This window comes from Bacillus sp. SIMBA_005 (assembly GCF_046535585.1).
GTDB lineage: Bacteria > Bacillota > Bacilli > Bacillales > Bacillaceae > Bacillus > Bacillus pumilus.
This window is the reverse complement of sequence record NZ_JAWRWI010000007.1, coordinates 166171-183864: the sequence shown is the minus strand read 5'-3', so window position 1 is coordinate 183864 and position 17694 is coordinate 166171. Positions and strand designations below refer to the sequence as shown.

Here is a 17694-nt window from a genome sequence, read left to right as displayed (position 1 = left end):
ATAAACTTCAATTTTTACAGTATACCTTCTTATGGTACGATACACATAGATGAATTCAGCTAAGAAGGAGTTGCATGTCATGACAAACGTTGTTCAACGAGCATTAACACTCGATGACATACCAGATCTTATCGCATTGTCACAAGAGGTAGACTGGCCTGATTACAATGCGGAAGAGCTCACATCTCTTTTAACAAGTGGGTATTTCACAGGTTTTTCAACGGCGGATGGACAAGTCATCTCATGTGCAGGACTTTTCCAATATGAACGAATGGCATCAATTGGCGCCGTCATTGTATCTAGGACACATCGCGGCTTAGGTCTTGCAAGGAAAATGATTGACACTCTGCTAGATCAATGTGATGAAAGCATTCCAGTCGTTTTAACCGCGACTGTTCAGGGGCGGCCTGTTTACGAAAAAATCGGATTTCACACGGCTGGTTACATTACGACTTACAAAGCACAAAACCCCAACCAAGAGCCGCTTCGTGTGTCAGATGACATTTACCTGTCTCCTGCCGATGAATCGCACCTTCCGTGTATGGAAGCACTTGATGAAAAAGCCGCGGGCACAAATCGTTCAAGCTTTTTAAAAAACCGGATGAATCGGGCAGCGCAGCGTATCATTGCAAAGAATAAACATCATGAAACAACGGGCTTTGCGTTTGGCGTTAAAACACCTGCCAATTTAATGATTGGACCGCTTGCTGCAAATGATGAACTTACAGCTCTCTCGCTGATTCGTTCGCTCATTTCGTCTTATTCGGGTCCGATTCGTTTAGATATGCAGGAAGAAACAGCTGAGCGCCTCCATGAATCACTTGTTGAAGCAGGTTTTACGAAAACAAACAAAGCTCATTTTATGATGATTCGCGGAAAAGAAAAGCTGAACGATCCCTCCCTTCTTTATTTCCTTGCCTCTCAAGCATTTTCGTAATATATAAAAAGCTGTAGACACTTGTGTCTACAGCTTTTCTATTACTTCTCACAGGTGGACGAAAGAACATGCGCGAGTGCATTTGTGACCTTTCCATGCTCTGATGCATGCGGGCGGTCATCTCCGTCTCCATACCCATAATCAATCATTCGATTACGATTTAAGCACAGCTTTGTCAGCTTCGGCTGGAATAGATCAAATAGTTCAAAACGGTCCTTCAGCTGTGGGAATTGCTTTTGATACTGCTGAATTTCTTCGGCAAGCAAGCTCCAAAGTGTCACTTCATCTAATAGCTGATGGTTCTCTAACACGTTTGATACGTAACGCAGGTTGCAAATAAACAATCCTGTAAAGATAAACTGCACTAAGCCTTCCGGCGGTTCACTCCGCAGCACTTCTTTTAAATCGTCTCCTAGAGAAGCCAATTCAGGCAGCGGCTGATCACTAATGTTCACATCGTCAACAAAATCTTTGATCGCCAAACGATGAGGCTGATGATCTTTTAACACAAGAATCGTATTTTGTCCGTGCGGTGAAAAGACGGTGCCGTATTGATACATAAAATGCAGCAGCGGCGGCATGACCACATGGAAAAATTTCGCCATCCACTCTTTAGCTGAGAGACCTGATTTTTCAATCAGCTGTTTCACATATGGCTCACCTTCATGATCCTCATAGGTGAGTGCCGCAAGTGTAACAGGGGTCTCTCCTTCATCTAAGTACGAGTAAATGCTTTCTCTAAAAATCACACCGAGCATCTCAAGATATTGATACGGCGCACCAGGGAGTTTGCTATAGTAAGGATGATCGACATTAATACTTGCATTCTCACCAGGTAATATCACGCGGCAAACATCAGATAAAAATGAATCTTGGTCCGCAATCCCTTTAATATGCGCTGTAATACGAGGAGCAATGACTGTCCGTTCTGACGGAAGTCCCCGGTACACAAGCGTATTTAAAATACTCATTGGCAGTTTAATATGATGCTTGCCTTTATTTGAGATGTTCGTAAAGGTTCTGATCGACTGCTGCGGGATATATTGGTCCAGTCCCTCTCCTACATACACAATCCGGCGCATCGCCAAATCTTCCGGGAAATGCTGAATAATCATGTGTGTCCACTGCCACTTATGAACAGGCATCAAATAATAATCAGCTGCAATCAATCCTTCATCCTTTAGCACGCGGTGAAATTGACGGATCGTGACTTCATCTAACTCTTTGGCGATTACCTGCTCATAGTTTTCATGATCGACTGCATGGAATGTCGCAAGGTCCCGGTGAACAGCAATCCAAGACAGCTGCACACTTTCTTGCCTTTCAGGTGCATAGGCTAGGTAGTCATCGTAACTGAATCCAATGCGTCCTTTGTTATACACAATCCAAGGATGGCCTGTCATCTCTCCTTCAATCCATGCATAATCAGTATCTGTTAACTCATCCGCACTAAGTGCTTTTTTCGAAAGCAAATGGACATCCGCTAACAGGGTATGGTGAAGCTCTTTTATAAGATGTCCTGTTGTCTCAGAAGACATTGGAATGAGCGGCTGAATGTCTAGTAAAAACACGATTGCACTGACATCCTTTGACCATTTTCCATCTTGACAGCACTCGATTGATTCAGCGATTGTATCAAAACTATCAAACAAACGAGGTTTTGCAAGATAGCGATATTTCTTCTGTTCGTGAATGATTAATTCATACTGAGCAATGCCATCCTTATGATCTAGCTGCACGGGATGAAGCATATCCTCATACATATATTCAGACAGCATTTTTGCCACCATTCGCTGGTTTGCCTTTTTCCAAGCAGCAGGATTCACCGCTTTTTTCAATTCATCTTGTACACTCATCGCTTCATCCTCCTTAACCTTTGATTGCTTCAAATGTGTTGACGTTCATATGTGTACCAAATGTCTGGAAGACGTGCTTTTGATAAAGTGGATACACAGTTTGACGAGCAAGTTCATTGATAATCACACTATTTCGGTAAGCACCAAGCCCTAAATCCGGAGCGCCAACGCCATGTGTATGAAGCTCTGCATTTTGGACAAAAATATCATTTTCACCCATTGTATTTGTTTTCAAGCGATATTCACGTTCAACTTGGAACCGCCCTTGATCGTCCCATTGAATGTGATGAGAAATTGGGTTGATAAACGGGGGCAGTACCGATTGATAGCCCGTCGCCAGCACGACAATATCTGTCTCATGGGTAAAGGTATCCTCCTTGACCCATTGCGTGCATGAAAGAGACAAGCCGCGAGATGTTTCCTCAATCAAGTTAACCTCTGTCATCGCTTGAAGCACTGTGTTCAACTGCTTTCCGCAGGCAGAACGTTCATATAGCAAATGATAAATATCACGGATCATTGCAGAGCTGATGCCCTTATACAGCAAGTCCTGCTGCTTTAACAACGCATCCTTTTTTGTTTGCGGAAGCTCATAAAAAAAATCAATATAATCTGGAGAGAAATATTCAAGACCAAGGTTTGAATATTCCATTGGGAAAAATCCTTTAGAGCGTGTGAACCAGTGAATATCCTTCGCCTCATCATCTGATAAAATATCATAGAACACTTCTGCCGCACTTTGACCAGAGCCGATCACTGTCACAGATTTCCCTTTGAAACAGCCTTCTTTTTTTCGTTTTAAATAGTCGGCGGAATGAAAAACCTTCTCTCCTAAAGCTGGCTGGAGCGATGCTGGTATCGCCGGCTGTGTACCAATTCCTAAGACGAGATGCTTACTTTCAAACACCTCTACCGTTTTGTCTTTCACATGACGAACATGCACTTCATAACGCTTTTCTCCTGCTTTCTCGATCAATGAGACAGATTCGACATTCATGCCAAATCGGCAAGAGTCTAACTGGTCTGCGACCCAGCGGCAATAATGACTATATTCCTTGCGCGGGATATGAAAATCCTCTAGAAAGTAAAATGAATACAAACGGTTTTGTTCCTGTAAGTAGTTAAGAAAGCTATATTTACTTTTCACATCTGCCATACTGACAAGGTCCGCTAAAAAGGGAACCTGCAGTGTTGTCCCCTCAATAAGCATCCCTGGGTGCCAATGAAAGGCTTCACTTCTTTCAAAAAACAAAGCGTCAATTTCATTTACCTCTTCAGATAATGCGGCAAGACCTAAGTTAAACGGACCAATGCCGATTCCTATTACATCCACTACATTATTTTGCTTGTTGAACCGCGTCATGGTTATACTTCCTTTCGAATCGTTCTCGATCACAAAACATCAAAAGACCGGTTTTATCGGGTAATTTGACTGGTTTTACACGTTCAAAGCCGCATTTTTCAAATACATGGATCATTTTTTCATTGCGAATATCCGGCTCAGCGACGATTTTTTCTGTTCGTTTGTTCTGCTCAAATTGGAATGCTGTCATGGCCTGAAGCAGCGGAGCAGCAAAACCTTTTCCCACATAATCCGGCTCCCCTATTAATAGATGGATTCCTTGATCATGCGGAGAAGGCTCATAGTAGGATTCAATGATGTCACCTTTGACGTTGTACGCCTCAAAATAACTCATGGGTGTCCCATCAATTGTGCCTAAATAAAGGGTTTGATGCGGATCATGAATTGCCTGATAAAAATGCTTTTCAAAAGCAGGAAACGGAATATTCAAATGCCAAAATGGGTGAACATACTCCTCTTGCATCCACTTGTGGACAAGCCGGACGTCCCTTTCATATTCAGCCCGAATAAAATGAATACGATGCCTCATCCAATCAGCGCCTCCTTATGTAAAAAGAGCGGATTCAAGACAGCTGTGTAACGAGACTGTGTTTCCAGAGATCCTGTCAGCTCATCCATATCTTCAAACCGTGTCAGCAAATTCGCTTTTGAAGGGAGTTCCTTTGAGCGAAGTAGGCTGTTTGTCAGTTCAGATGCACCGTATGTTTCCTCATGAGCGAGCAATGTGTCTCTCACAAGCGCGAGCAAGTCTTCTTCTTTCGCCAGACCTTCTGTACCAAAGCCGTTAATAAGACCAAATATATGATTAAAGAAGAAATAATAACGCAGTCTCTCAACGGCTACTTCATCTGCACAAATCGTTTCACTTCTCACGCTCAGGTTTTGAACAAGATTTGCGAGTTTATCCTTTTTCGATTCACTATAATAGTAGCCTTGGTTGTCACGATAATAGAAGGTGTGCGGGTAACCATCCTTCATTTGCACAACAGCGTTTTGCTGATGGGCTTCAAGCGCAAGACCATACGTTTCAAACAGCCAAAGCATCGGTTCTAACGAAATGGTTAAATATTGCTTAAACCAATCTTGGCTTACATCATTCGTTGATCGACCTTCTGCGTCTGCAAGGTCATGAATGATCCCTGCTAATCGCGATTTTCCACCATACGCATGATCCTGACACAATCCAGCAATTAAGCTTGCCCCTTTTTCACGATGTAAAAATGGATTTTGACGAATGACTACTTCAAAGCCAGATTCCGCCTCTTCTCCTTGAATGGATAAATAGGCGGGATCTTCAATGACCCGGAATCCAGAAAATTTGTCGTATAAAGAAACGCCTAATTCTGTTTTTAAAATGCGCGACATCTCTACACCGCGATCCAGTTCCTTTTGTTTATTAACACGTAAGGAGTTTGTAATTTTCACAGGAACAGAGAATTTGAGCATGTAAGCAGAATCCTTTTGATAGACGGTTCTGAAAGATGAGGTCGCTGTGTATTCAGATCCCATCGGTCCTAAATAAGAGAGTTTCCCTTCCTCTATATAACGGTTCACGAACGCTTTCTCCATGACCACCTTCACTTGAAGCGGATGAATCGGAATGAGCACATATTCTCCGTTTTCTACTAACGTATTCAGTCTCTCTTTTTCTTCTGGCACTTGGCGCAAGAGCTCCTCTAGCATGAGACTAGCCGCAGACTGTGTAATAGACGAATCCTGAAGCACAATCGAATGATGCGCTTTAAAGTAATGAAGCTGGAAAGTCCCTTTCAGCTCAGGAGAATAGATTGCTTCCTCCTCCTCTGTCATTCCTTGTCTGCTTTTTGGGGTAGGATGCGTTAAATGACCAAGTAGAAGTGACTGCTCAGCCTCGATATACTCAAAATCGGCTTCAGAAAGAGCGGATCGATCACTTTCTCGCTCCTTTAAGAACCGTTCAATATTTCGGCAGCTTAAAATGATGCGAAGCATGAATTCATCCTCTGCATCTGTACGGCCATATTCAATGAGAAGCTCCTTTGAACATAAAGCAACAAGTGTCGTGTAATCGACGATTGCGCCCTCTTGTTCACTGCCTTGCGGGCGAAAGCGAATCGGAAAATCAAAGAGATGACGGCCAACAGATGAAACATATCGGATCGGAATCACAAGCTCTAGATCTTGTTTTGCTAGTTCTGCGATAAAGACAAGCGAGCCATCTGCTCTCACCTCTTTTTTAGCAGATCGATCGATTCCTGTTTCGCGTAAAAAACAGTTTAAAAAGCTTTGCATGGTTGCATTTTCAGCCATTTGTTTATATTGACTCAACGTAGTACCCTCCCGGATTGAATATGAGCAATCCCGATATCAACGATGTCAGAAAGGATTTCCTCAATATGTGTGATTGTCGTTCTCGGATTTAACAAAGTGAATTTTAAGCATGTTCGGTCATTAACCACTGTTTTTGCAATGACAGCAGTTCCTGTTTTGAATAATGTCCGATGAATGATTTTATTGACGTCATCTGCTTGGTCGTCGTCCTTAAACCGGAACACAACTGCATTGATTTCTGGCTCAGGATTGATCACTTCAAGGTCATCATTTCTCTCAATAAGCGCAGCCACATCCTTTGCAAAATGAATGGTATGGTCAATGATGTCCCCAAAGCCTTCTTCTCCAATTAAACGAAGAGAAAGAAGTAATTTCAGAGCATCAAACCGGCGCGTCGTTTGGACAGATTTATTGACGAGATGTAGAATACCATCGAGCTCGTCTTCCTTTGGATTAAGATAATCGGCATGATAATTGATCAAACCAAAATGTCTCTTATCCTTTAGCAAAAATGCCCCGCAGGATATCGGCTGATAAAATTGTTTGTGAAAGTCAATCGTGATTGAATCAGCAAGCTCAATACCTTCTAACTTCTTACGGTAGGTTTCGCTTAATACAAGTGCTCCGCCGTAGGCAGCATCTGCGTGAATCCAAAGACCGTATGGCTTGACGAGGTCATATACCTCTCGAACTGGGTCAATACTGCCAAAATCCGTTGTCCCGCAAGTGGCTACTACCGCAAAAGGCAGCAAGTTCTGCTCCTTCAACTCAGCCAGCTTCTTTTTCAAATCATTGAGGTCCATTCGATGATGCTCATCTGTCTCGACTAGTACGACTGCCTGTTCTCCTAAACCTAACTGGGAGGCAGATTTTTTCACAGTGAAGTGAGCATTCTTTGAGCAAAGGATTCTCAGGCGGTAAGATTCACTTGGTAAGCCTTTCTGCTGAACATTCCACTGCCATGTGTTTTCACAAAAGGCATCTCTCGCCAGAAGCAGCCCCATGTAGTTAGATTGGGTTCCACCGCTTGTAAATGTCCCATCTGCTTGCCCGCCATAAGAAAACTTCGCACATAGCCACTCGAGAATTTCTTCCTCAACCAAAGAAGCAATACCGCTTTGATCAAAGGAATCCATTGATTGGTTAAAGGAACTTACCATCACCTCTGCGGCAAGTGCAGGAATGAGCGGTGGACAATGCAGATGTGCCAAGCATTTAGGATGCGATACATCAATCAAATGCGGCAAAAGATGTTCTTTTATATCTTGAAAGACAGATTCAATGGATTCACCAGACGGTTGAAATCGAAATAGTGATTCGACACTAGCCGCTAATTTCCCAGGCAATATTCCACTATATGGTCCTGTGTCTTTTTGCCATTGATCCAGTAAGCTGTCGATAGATGTATGAAGAGCCGCTTGGAAGGACTCTCTTCCAAGCTGGCTTTGATTAATAAATAATGAATCCACTGAAGCCTTAGTTGATTGCATCGTACACGGCCTCTTTAAAAATAGCGATGACTTTTTCAAGCTGTTCTTCTGTCATAATGAGTGGTGGCAGGAATCGAATGACACTTCCGAAACGGCCTCCTGTCTCCACAATTAACCCTTTGTCGAAGCAATTCTTTTGAATAAGACTGGCCAGCTCTGGATTCGCTGGATAGCTTCCGTCAACATCCTGTTTCTCATTTGGATTGACTACTTCAACGCCAATCATTAAACCTCTTCCTCGAACATCACCGAGAGCAGGGACTTGTTTTTGGATGTCTTTGAGATGCGCCTGCATACGATCTCCTAACCGTTCTACATGATCAAGCAGGTTATTTTCTTTGATAAATTTAAGCGTAGCGGTTCCAGCAGCCATTGCCATTTGATTTCCTCTAAATGTTCCGATATGTGCACCTGGATTCCATTGATCTAAATCTTGATCATAAATCACCACTGAAAGCGGCAGGCTTCCACCAATGGCTTTTGACAGCACAATAACGTCAGGTACAATTCCTGCATGTTCAAAGGCAAACATCTTCCCTGTTCGGCCGATGCCTGATTGAACCTCATCAATAATGAGTGGGATCCCTTTTTCTTTTGTGATTCTTCTCATTTCTTTCATCCATTCAATCGATGCTGGAATGGAGCCCCCCTCGCCTTGCACTGCTTCAAAGATCATGCCGGCTGGCGGAAGAATACCACTTTCAGGATCATTTAATACGCGCTCAATATACGAACTTGAAATGCGGTGCGAATCCCTCCCACCAATGCCAAATGGGCAGCGATATTCATATGGGTAAGGCATAAAATGAACATCAGGTATTAACCCTTGCACTCTTTCCTTCGGAGATAAATTCCCACTTAATGACATCGTGGCATGTGTCGCACCGTGATACGCACCATGGAATGATAGAATGCTTCGATTCCCTGTCGCTGTTTTGACTAATTTAATCGCTGCTTCTATGGCATCACCACCAGTTGGTCCACAAAATTGAATTTTGGCTCTTTTTGCAAACTCTTCTGGCAAGTGAGAAAAAATTTCATTCACAAATTCTTCTTTAATTTCTGAGGTTATGTCCAGCGTATGCAATGGTCTTTTTTCATGAAGCATACGTTCAATTGCATCTATAACAACTGGATGATTGTGACCAAGTGCAAGTGTTCCTGCGCCTGCCAGACAGTCGTAAAACTCTCTACCATCCGCATCTGTCACGATCATACCTTCGGCTTTTTGCATGGCTAATGGGAACCGTCTCGGATAAGACCTTGCATTCGATTCTCTTTGACTTTGCTGCTCCAAAAATTGCTGATTTTTAGAAACGGTTTTGATGGACATAATAAAACACTCCTCCAATTGATAAAGATTATCATTTTCATTTACTAGCCTAGAGGATGTGAGATATGAAAGTCAATTGTATTCAAAAAGATGATTCTAAAAGCATATGAATGCTATATTCTCTATTTAACGAGTAATTTCGTGTCATTTTGACAAACCTCTACTGCTATAAGGAGAATAAACGCGTGAGACGGAATAATGTAGAAAAAAATTACAAATCATTTTTCCTGGTTCTTTTGTTCTATTCATGACAAAGCACTTATTTTATATGGGAAAGTGGATGAAAGTGATGTAGAAAAGGAAAAAAAGAAACGTCATTCTAAATTGATATAAATGGTTATAATGGTATAATTTCTCTGAAACAAAAGGGGATGGAGAGGGATATGATGATTTTAACAAAGCATGATCTTCACCACTACTTAGCTCAGGACAAGAAAGCATTAGCCATTAAGCGCAAACGACCTAAGCGGTTTGGAGATGATATATGGAAATATCAAAGGATTTTACGAAAATATGAATACTATTCTAATAGTGGTGCTACAATTCGCAAATGGCTTTATCGCTATTTACATAAAAAGAAAGGCATGCAGCTTGGTTTTGATATCCCGATTGGTGTCTTCGGCCCCGGTCTTAGAATCAATCATACGGGTCTCTTAATTGTGAACAAGCATGCAAAAATTGGGGCATTTTGTGATATTCATCAAGGGGTGAATATTGGTCAGAATCATCATGAAAAAGATGTACCAACCATTGGGGATCATGTGTGGATCGGCCCAGGTGCTAAGCTGTTTGGGGATATCTATATTGCAGATCATATTTCAATTGGAGCAAATGCTGTGGTAAACCGTTCCTTCCACGAGGAGAAAATTGTGATTGCAGGTGTGCCGGCGCAAAAGGTAAAAGAAAAAAGCCCTTCATCATGAAGGACCTACCTGATAAAAAAGAATGATACCGATCAAAACAGAGATGAGCAGCATGAGGTAAAACAAAATCGTTAAAATAAGAATGGTCCAGCCAAGTCCCTTCCTCTCTGTCTTGATCAAATAAATACCGAGAACGATCGTACTAAATAATATACCTAAAATGGCCCACAGCCATTTGTCTTTATCATGCTTTGGCGCATCAAACCATAAATAAATGGCAACAGCAAGTGAAACGAATAACCCTGTAAGTCTCACGTCCAAACTCCTCCTTATGTACACTCGTGCTTTCTATTATGCGTTTGAATATCCGATAATCAGCAATAAGAAATAAAAAACATAGACTAGAATGAAAATAGAATAGATGATAATGGACACGATCAGAACCGTCCAGCCCAATCCTTTTCTTCCTGTTTTGATCAGGTATATTCCAAATGTAAAGAGCCCGAATAAAAGGCCTAAAATCGCCCACAGCCATTTATTCTTTCCTTGTTTAGGCGCATCTACAAATAGGTAAGCGCCCACTATGATCGACACAAACCATCCGGTAATCCAACGCAACTCATTCGCCGCCCTTCTTTTTTAGATTATTCAATCATAAGCTACTTTTGTACTAAAAAGAAAAGGAATTATTCTGTTGAATATTGCAGAAGGCTTTTCCATTCCTCACGCAGCATCCCATAGCGCATCGAATCATAATATTCTCCTTGATAGTAACGGACCTTTCGCAGCCTTCCTTCAAGGACAAATCCGCATTTCTCTGCGCACCGCATCATTCGTTCATTTCCCGACCATGTAGTAAGACCAATTCGAGGAATATCAATGTGTGTAAATAACTCATCTGTCCATAGACTTAACGCCTTTGTCCCAACGCCACCGCTCCAAAAACGCGAATCATAAATGAGGATGCCGCATTCAAGCCACCGTGTACGTTCATTCTCCCAATAATATGACACGGTGCCTTTGATTTCGCCGTCTATTTCAATACCATATAGCTTTGGCGGAATGGATGTATCCTGTAAGTATCGTTTTTTAAATGCAGCAAGCGGGATTTCGTGTTCATGAAAATATGGGGCATTCCACTTTCGATAGGACTGGTCTGGTGCTTTGAATCTTAAATACCATACCATCTCTAAATCAGCTTCATTTAATGGTCGTATGCTCACAAGCTTTTCCTTTTCCCTTTTCATCTGTTCACGTTCCTTTACTTTGTCGTTCTTTTTGCGAGATGACGGTACTCGATAGGCGTCATGCCTTCGTTTTGACGAAACAGCTTAGAAAAATAAGTAGGGTCATCAATGCCTACCTGTTCAGCAATCGCTGCGATTTGATTATTCGTTGAAGCAAGCATGCTTTTGGCTTTTTCGACCTTGAGACGATTGATGTATTGGGTTGGCGTGAGTCCATATACCGTCTGCATGCATCTTGTCATGTAATCAGGATGATAGTGCAGTTTCTCTGCCAGCTCTTCCATTTGTAGTTTCTTCATAAAGTGACGCTCAAGATAATGAACCACTTCTGAGGCGACATTCTCCTTTGCACTTGGAATATGAAATGCTTCTTTTTGTAAATGAATGAGCAGTTCTTCAAACTGAAGCTGTTTTTTCAGCGGCAATTCAGACGCGTCATCATTTAGTGCCCGCATCTGTGCAAGGTGCTTTTCAAATACATTTCTCCCCTTCACTTTTCCTATACGGGGCAGGCTAAATTCATATGTTGCCGGCTTTTCAAAGGTGGCTTGATTTTGTTTCATATCAAACCAGTGTTCTCTCGGCCGATTCGTCAAATCAAAAGGATCAATCGAAAAATGAAGCCACTCATAGTGCGTTTCTTCTTCGCATGGCAGGTGTCCGCCATGTGACAAGCCTGGTGAGAGAATGATATATTCTCCTTCTTTTACGTGGTGAGCCTCCCTGTTTTCTGTGATCCATAGCTGCCCTCTTGTGACATAAAGAAGATCAAACACGGTAAAGGTTCTAGAGATATGTCTTTCTCCTTCATAAAATACGCCTTTGCCAGAAACGATATAAACCGGAAACGGCGGTACAGTAAATGTAATAAATCGATTCATATTCATCCCCTTATGAAGTCGGATTTCTCCAATAAGTTTCGGTTTCATCTCTTCTTATTATAGTCGATGCAAGGTACACTATAAATCGGATTTATACGAAAGGAGGTTGATTGATGAAACCTCAATCACTGCCAATTCAAAAAGTTCAAGCTAGGGGGAAGAAAAACCACCCTTCATTATTTGAATTAACTTGGCCTATTTTTATTGAAATCTCTTTATATATGCTCATGGGAAGCGCTGATACCCTCATGCTCAGCCAATATTCCGATAATAGTGTTGCCGCAGTTGGTGTAAGCAATCAGCTGTTGAATTTATTGATTGTCATGTTCAGTTTCATTACAACTGGAACGACGATTGTGATTGCGCAGCTTTTAGGAGCAAGCCGCAGGCAGGAAGCGGCTCAAGTCGCCTATGTCTCGCTAGGGACCAATTTCTTGATTAGCTTTGTTATTAGTCTTCTCATGTTTGTATTAGCTGTCCCCATCTTACATCTGATGGGCCTATCAAGTGAGCTCATGCCGGATGCGACTGTATTTTTACAAATTGTCGGGCTGCTTTCCTTTATTCAAGCGCTCATTATGACGTATAGTGCTATTTTAAAAAGCTATGGATATACAAGAGATACGATGTATGTCACCATCGGAATGAACTTGCTAAATGTTGCTGGTAACTATTTGGTGATTTTCGGTCCGTTTGGCTTCCCTATATTAGGTGTCATGGGGGTCGCTTTTTCAACCTCACTCGCTCGATTGATCGGATTAATGGCCATGATCCTCATTGTACGCCGCCGAATTGGATTACGCTTTTCACTAAAGAAGATGTTTCACATCCAGCGGACATATTTAAAAAAGCTGCTAAAGATCGGGATTCCTTCTGCTGGAGAGCAGCTTTCTTATAACGGCTCCCAAATGATTATTACACTGTTTATTACATTTATGGGGACGCAGGCATTAGCAGCAAAGGTTTATACTCAAAATATCATGATGTTCATTATGCTATTTGGTGCAGCCATTAGCCAAGGGACACAAATTTTAATCGGACGCCATATTGGGGCGAAGGAATTCGATGCTGCCTATCACAGATGCATGAAAAGTTTATACTGGGCCATTGGCATCTCCCTTCTTTCTTCCACTGCTTTATCTTTATCATCGACGCATTTACTTACTTTCTTTACTAGCAACAGCGAGATCATTCAAACAGCCGCCACCCTCCTCCTTTTGACCATTATTTTAGAACCGGGCCGTTCGTTTAATATGGTCATTATTAATTCCTTGCGGGCTGCCGGGGACGCGAAGTTTCCAGTGTATATGGCGATGATTTCAATGTGGGGCATCGGGCTTCCGATCGCTTACTTGTTAGGCATACAGCTTGAGATGGGTCTCATTGGAATTTGGATTTCTTTTATCGTGGATGAATGGGTGAGAGGCATCTTTATGTATAGGCGTTGGCGTTCAAGGGTTTGGACGGAATATCGCTTTTCATCCACATAAAAAGGACTGCGGGTGCAGTCCTTTTTACTTAATACCTTCTAAAATAAGTGCTTTTTCTTGGTTTGAAATAAATGATCGCTGTGTAAATACGCGGTATTCATTTTCTCTTGTTTTATCTAAAATGGCTTTATAAAAGTGAGCAGCTGCTTTCACTGGTATACGTGAATAAAGCGGGAATTCATGAAGATGGTCAAAAAACTCCTCGTAGTATGCCTCTGCCTCAAAGGCAATGTACTCCCATACGTGCTGAAATGCTTGATTGACAATGTCTTCTTGCAATTCTTGCTCTGTATATCCGAATTGATCCATGACTTGCTTTGGCAAATAAATGCGGTCTCTTTCAGCCTTATCCTCGCCAATGTCACGAAGAATATTGGTCAGCTGCATGGCAATTCCTAATGAAATCGCTGCTTCTTTTAGCTGTTCTTTTTTACGCGGTGCAATAATAGGAAGCAGCATAAGTCCAACGGTACTAGCAACATGGTAGGAATAAATGAGCAGTTCATCTAACGTTTCATATCGATGCTGCTCTAAATCCATCTCCTGACCTTGGAGCAAGTCACGGAACGGTGCTTCATCCATACGAAACTCTTGAAATGTATGTTCCAGCGCTACCCACATCGGATCATTCCGATCTACCTCACCTTGTAAAAATCGATCAAACGTCTCTCGAAAGGAGGCAAGCTCCTCTTTTGGCGAGGGTGACTCATCTACAATATCATCTGCTCTTCGGCAAAAGGAATACACGGCCCATACAGCCTGTCGTTTCTTTTTAGGCAGCATGGAAAAGGCACGGTAAAACGTTTTGGAATGGGTTTGAATGGTCTCCTCACACAATTTCAATGCTGTTTGTACATCAACCACTTAGTTTCACTTCCTTTCTGTCATTCAAATCTTTTAACAGCACAGATGTCATCAGCTTCGCACTTTGCATCACGATCGGCACTCCGCCACCAGGATGGATGGAAGCACCTACCGCATAAAGATTATCGGTCTCAGCTGCCTTCACTTGCGGGCGGAACACACCTGATTGAAATAAGTTAGGCGCAAGTCCAAAGCTGCCGCCTTCAAACAACCCTTCCCGCAAGGAATCATTTGGTGTTCTGACTTTTTTCCAGACAATCGACTCTCGCAATCTCGGAAAGCCTCTTTTCTCAAGACGATCCACCATTTTCTCTACAAAATCTGTCTCCTCTTCCCAGTTGATATGATCTCCTGAGGGAACGGGAATCAGCAAATATAAAACACTACAGCCTTCCGGGGCAAGAGATGGATCAATAATCGATGGATTAAATGTATAAAACGACGGATCTTGAGGGATCGTCTTCGTTTGAAAAACCTCTTTCATATGCTGTTCAAAGTGTTCGCCCATAAAGAATTGGTGAACAGGCGCATCATGGTACATTTTGTTTAACCCAACATACACCATCACACAGCCAGAAGATGGCACGTATTTTCGCCGATCTTGTTCGTCTAAACTAAGCTGTTTTAACGCAGCCGGATAATCTCCGTTGATGACAAAAGCATCAGCTGCTATCTGGTCGTCAATGACTTTTGCTTTAACCACGCGTTTCCCCTCAAACTCGAGCTCCGTGACTTCAGCATTTTTTCTCACATGCACACCCATTTTCATGAGCTGTTCTTCTAATATATCTACTAAACTCGCATAGCCGCCTTTTAAATAGTAGATGCCATGTGCGTGCTCACTATATGAAACAAGCGAATAAATAGCAGATGCTTCATATGGATTTCCTCCGACATAGAGGGTTTGAAGTGCATATGCATCTCGCAGGCGTTCGTCTGAGAAATACTTTTTCAGAGCACTTTGAACCGTGCGATACGCCTTTAATTTCATTAAAATCTTCATATTTGCTTTTGTAAAAAATGTCCGCTTTTCATGAAATGATTTCTCTAAAAAGGCTTGCTGTCCTTCTTGAAACCGGTCTGTCATTTCTTCCATAAACCTTAGGAATCCTTGATCTTCCTTTGGAAATACACGTCTGATTTCCTCTAGCTGACGAAGTGCATCAGAATACTTCGTGTAGGAGGTTCCATCTTGAAATTGAATCGTATACAGCGGATCAAGCTGCAAAAGATCAAGAGATGCTTCGTCAATTCCTACCTCATGTAAAATACCTTTTAACATAGCTGGAAGTAGGACAATGGTCGGACCTTCATCTACTTTATATCCTTTCTCACGTACAAAAGCAAGTCTTCCGCCAAGTCGTTCATTTTTTTCGACAAGCGTCACATCATGTCCAGCTCTTTTTAAATAAAGTGCCGAGATCATCCCGCCAATACCGCCACCTGCAATCAATATATGTTTTTTCATGAGGCGCTCCCCTTTTCTTCTTGCGGCAATGTTTTGTGCGTATGTTTCTCTTTTGAAAGAATCGCATTTGTCGTGATACGTGCTGATTCTAAAATGGTCGGCAGTCCACTTCCTGGATGCGTTCCTCCTCCTACAAGCCAGCAATGATCCAATTCATCAAAATCATTGTGCGGCCTTAGAACCATCATCTGCGTCAGCTGGTGACCAAGGTTAAAAGTGGCTCCTTCGTATACGTAAAGGTCTTCCTCCCATTGCTTCGGTGTGATCATCCGCTCGACTTCTATATGCTGCCTTACATTCTTAAAACCGGTTTTTCGCTCCAGTGTATCCAGTACAAGTTCTCTGAATTCATCTTGATGCGCTTCCCAGTCAATGCTGCTTTGATTATTGGCAACGGGTGCTAATACATAAAGAGCTGACTTTCCTTTTGGCGCAAGTGAGTCATCTGTGACACTAGCATTTTGAATATAAATAGATGGATCATCTGGCAGCTCATATGTTTTCGTAATGCCTTTGACGAATTGCGCATAATCATCAGAAAAAACGATAGTATGATGGGGCTCCTCATATATGGTATCTAATCCCAAATAAAGCATAAAGGTCGAGCATGAGAATTTTTTCTTTTTTAATTTTTTCTCGCTATATTTCTTTAAAAGTCCTGGCTCTACAAGCTTTGTCATTACATGTGCAAAATCTCCATTTACGACAACCTCATCTGCCTCTATTTCTTCCCCCGATTCTAAGCGAATGCCCTTTACTTTCCTGCCTTCTGTCAGCAACTTTTCGACGCCGGCTGACAAATGAATCGTTGCTCCAGCTTCAACCGCTGCTTTTGCCATCGCTTCTGACAGCTGATTGACCCCGCCCTTCGGATGGAACACACCTGTGTCATGCTCCATAAATGATAGAATGGAAAAAGCACCCGGGCATTCCCACGGTGACATGCCTAAATACTTTGATTGAAATGTAAAGGCATATTTCACTGATTCATTTGAGAAATAATCTGACAGTACATCATATAAACTCTTATTCAATGAAAGCTGCGGAAGTGCTTTGAGCACCTTCGGACGCAAATAATGATGAAAACGATCCATTTTACTTTGTAATATAGGTGTAAGTCGATCCATTTTGCGTTTCGTATCGTTCATAAATCGTATATACCCTTCTCCCTCTCCAGGTGCAAAGGCTTCTAACCGTCTATACATTTCTTCACGATCTCGTATCATATCTAGCTGATCGTCTCGGAAAATCAATCTATACATTTCTTTTAATTCGATCACATCAATATAGTCATAAAGATTTTTACCAGCAAAGGTGAACAGCTCCTCTGCAATATGAATCATGCTGAGAAAGGTAGGACCTGTATCAAACGTGAAATCACCAAGTTGAAACTTAGAATTACGTCCGCCAACAAAGGGCTGTTTTTCGTAAACATGAACATCGTGTCCTTTGCTTTGAAGCATCATAGCTGCCGCAAGTCCCCCTGGTCCTGCTCCGATCACAATGATTTTCATTATCCTTTTTCCTCCAAATTAATTCACTTTAAGTTAATTATACAAATTAGAAAGATTAGATCAACTTTCGATGTGCTC

At 42.0% G+C, this 17694-nt stretch carries 16 protein-coding genes; 3 read left to right on the top strand and 13 right to left on the bottom strand.

What is annotated here, in order from left to right; genetic code table 11:
* Positions 1-79 precede the first annotated feature (79 nt).
* Entirely contained in the window at positions 80-937 is an 858-nt protein-coding gene (locus SB660_RS13530; RefSeq protein WP_410582910.1) for a GNAT family N-acetyltransferase, read from the top strand.
* Positions 938-978: 41 nt separating this feature from the next.
* On the opposite strand, the gene SB660_RS13525 is transcribed toward SB660_RS13530, so the two are convergent.
* Genes SB660_RS13525 through SB660_RS13500 form a run of 6 tightly spaced genes read right to left on the bottom strand, consistent with a single transcriptional unit; the run spans position 979 to position 9289 of the window.
* Positions 979-2793 carry an IucA/IucC family protein gene (locus SB660_RS13525; protein ID WP_410582908.1) on the bottom strand — a complete coding sequence of 605 codons (1815 nt, stop codon included), beginning with the start codon at positions 2791-2793 and terminating at the stop codon, positions 979-981.
* Between the two features lie 13 nt (positions 2794-2806).
* Positions 2807-4156 (bottom strand): lysine N(6)-hydroxylase/L-ornithine N(5)-oxygenase family protein, encoded by a 1350-nt coding sequence (locus SB660_RS13520; RefSeq protein WP_410582906.1) that lies wholly within the window; start codon positions 4154-4156, stop codon positions 2807-2809.
* Positions 4131-4685, bottom strand: a complete 555-nt coding sequence (locus SB660_RS13515; RefSeq protein ID WP_410582904.1) for a GNAT family N-acetyltransferase — start codon at positions 4683-4685, stop codon at positions 4131-4133. The genes SB660_RS13520 and SB660_RS13515 overlap by 26 nt, the downstream gene beginning before the upstream one ends.
* Complete coding sequence (locus SB660_RS13510; protein ID WP_323640128.1) at positions 4682-6463, bottom strand: IucA/IucC family protein; 1782 nt, start codon at positions 6461-6463, stop codon at positions 4682-4684. The genes SB660_RS13515 and SB660_RS13510 overlap by 4 nt, the downstream gene beginning before the upstream one ends.
* Positions 6460-7956: a pyridoxal phosphate-dependent decarboxylase family protein gene (locus SB660_RS13505; protein WP_306011972.1), complete on the bottom strand. Its 1497-nt coding sequence runs from the start codon at positions 7954-7956 to the stop codon at positions 6460-6462. The genes SB660_RS13510 and SB660_RS13505 overlap by 4 nt, the downstream gene beginning before the upstream one ends.
* Complete coding sequence (locus SB660_RS13500; protein ID WP_058014339.1) at positions 7943-9289, bottom strand: aspartate aminotransferase family protein; 1347 nt, start codon at positions 9287-9289, stop codon at positions 7943-7945. Before SB660_RS13500 ends, SB660_RS13505 begins: the two co-directional genes overlap by 14 nt.
* Positions 9290-9672: 383 nt before the next feature.
* Between SB660_RS13500 and SB660_RS13495 the strand changes: the two genes are divergently transcribed.
* Positions 9673-10212, top strand: coding sequence for a serine O-acetyltransferase (locus SB660_RS13495; protein WP_235567023.1), 540 nt, complete (start codon positions 9673-9675; stop codon positions 10210-10212).
* Here SB660_RS13495 and SB660_RS13490 read toward each other — a convergent pair.
* The 4 genes from SB660_RS13490 to SB660_RS13475 all read right to left on the bottom strand — a co-directional run bounded on the left by SB660_RS13490 (position 10207) and on the right by SB660_RS13475 (position 12280).
* Positions 10207-10467, bottom strand: coding sequence for a hypothetical protein (locus SB660_RS13490; protein WP_081042294.1), 261 nt, complete (start codon positions 10465-10467; stop codon positions 10207-10209). The genes SB660_RS13495 and SB660_RS13490 overlap by 6 nt on opposite strands.
* A gap of 36 nt (positions 10468-10503) precedes the next feature.
* Positions 10504-10770: a hypothetical protein gene (locus SB660_RS13485; RefSeq protein ID WP_339165461.1), complete on the bottom strand. Its 267-nt coding sequence runs from the start codon at positions 10768-10770 to the stop codon at positions 10504-10506.
* A gap of 68 nt (positions 10771-10838) precedes the next feature.
* Positions 10839-11399 (bottom strand): GNAT family N-acetyltransferase, encoded by a 561-nt coding sequence (locus tag SB660_RS13480; protein WP_339165459.1) that lies wholly within the window; start codon positions 11397-11399, stop codon positions 10839-10841.
* A 14-nt stretch (positions 11400-11413) separates the two neighbouring features.
* Positions 11414-12280, bottom strand: coding sequence for an AraC family transcriptional regulator (locus tag SB660_RS13475; protein ID WP_339165458.1), 867 nt, complete (start codon positions 12278-12280; stop codon positions 11414-11416).
* 113 nt (positions 12281-12393) lie between these two features.
* Between SB660_RS13475 and SB660_RS13470 the strand changes: the two genes are divergently transcribed.
* Positions 12394-13770, top strand: a complete 1377-nt coding sequence (locus tag SB660_RS13470; protein WP_410582900.1) for an MATE family efflux transporter — start codon at positions 12394-12396, stop codon at positions 13768-13770.
* Positions 13771-13794: 24 nt separating this feature from the next.
* Here the strand turns inward: SB660_RS13470 and SB660_RS13465 are convergent, their stop codons facing one another.
* From SB660_RS13465 to SB660_RS13455, 3 genes are read right to left on the bottom strand one after another with little or no spacing between them, the layout of a single operon-like run.
* The gene (locus tag SB660_RS13465; RefSeq protein ID WP_410582898.1) at positions 13795-14634 is read right to left on the bottom strand and encodes a phytoene/squalene synthase family protein; all 840 of its coding nucleotides are present in this window, start codon (positions 14632-14634) and stop codon (positions 13795-13797) included.
* Positions 14627-16102, bottom strand: coding sequence for a phytoene desaturase family protein (locus SB660_RS13460; RefSeq protein ID WP_339165453.1), 1476 nt, complete (start codon positions 16100-16102; stop codon positions 14627-14629). The genes SB660_RS13465 and SB660_RS13460 overlap by 8 nt, the downstream gene beginning before the upstream one ends.
* On the bottom strand, positions 16099-17616 hold the full coding sequence (locus SB660_RS13455) for a phytoene desaturase family protein (RefSeq protein ID WP_339165451.1): 1518 nt from the start codon (positions 17614-17616) through the stop codon (positions 16099-16101). Before SB660_RS13455 ends, SB660_RS13460 begins: the two co-directional genes overlap by 4 nt.
* Positions 17617-17694 lie beyond the last annotated feature (78 nt).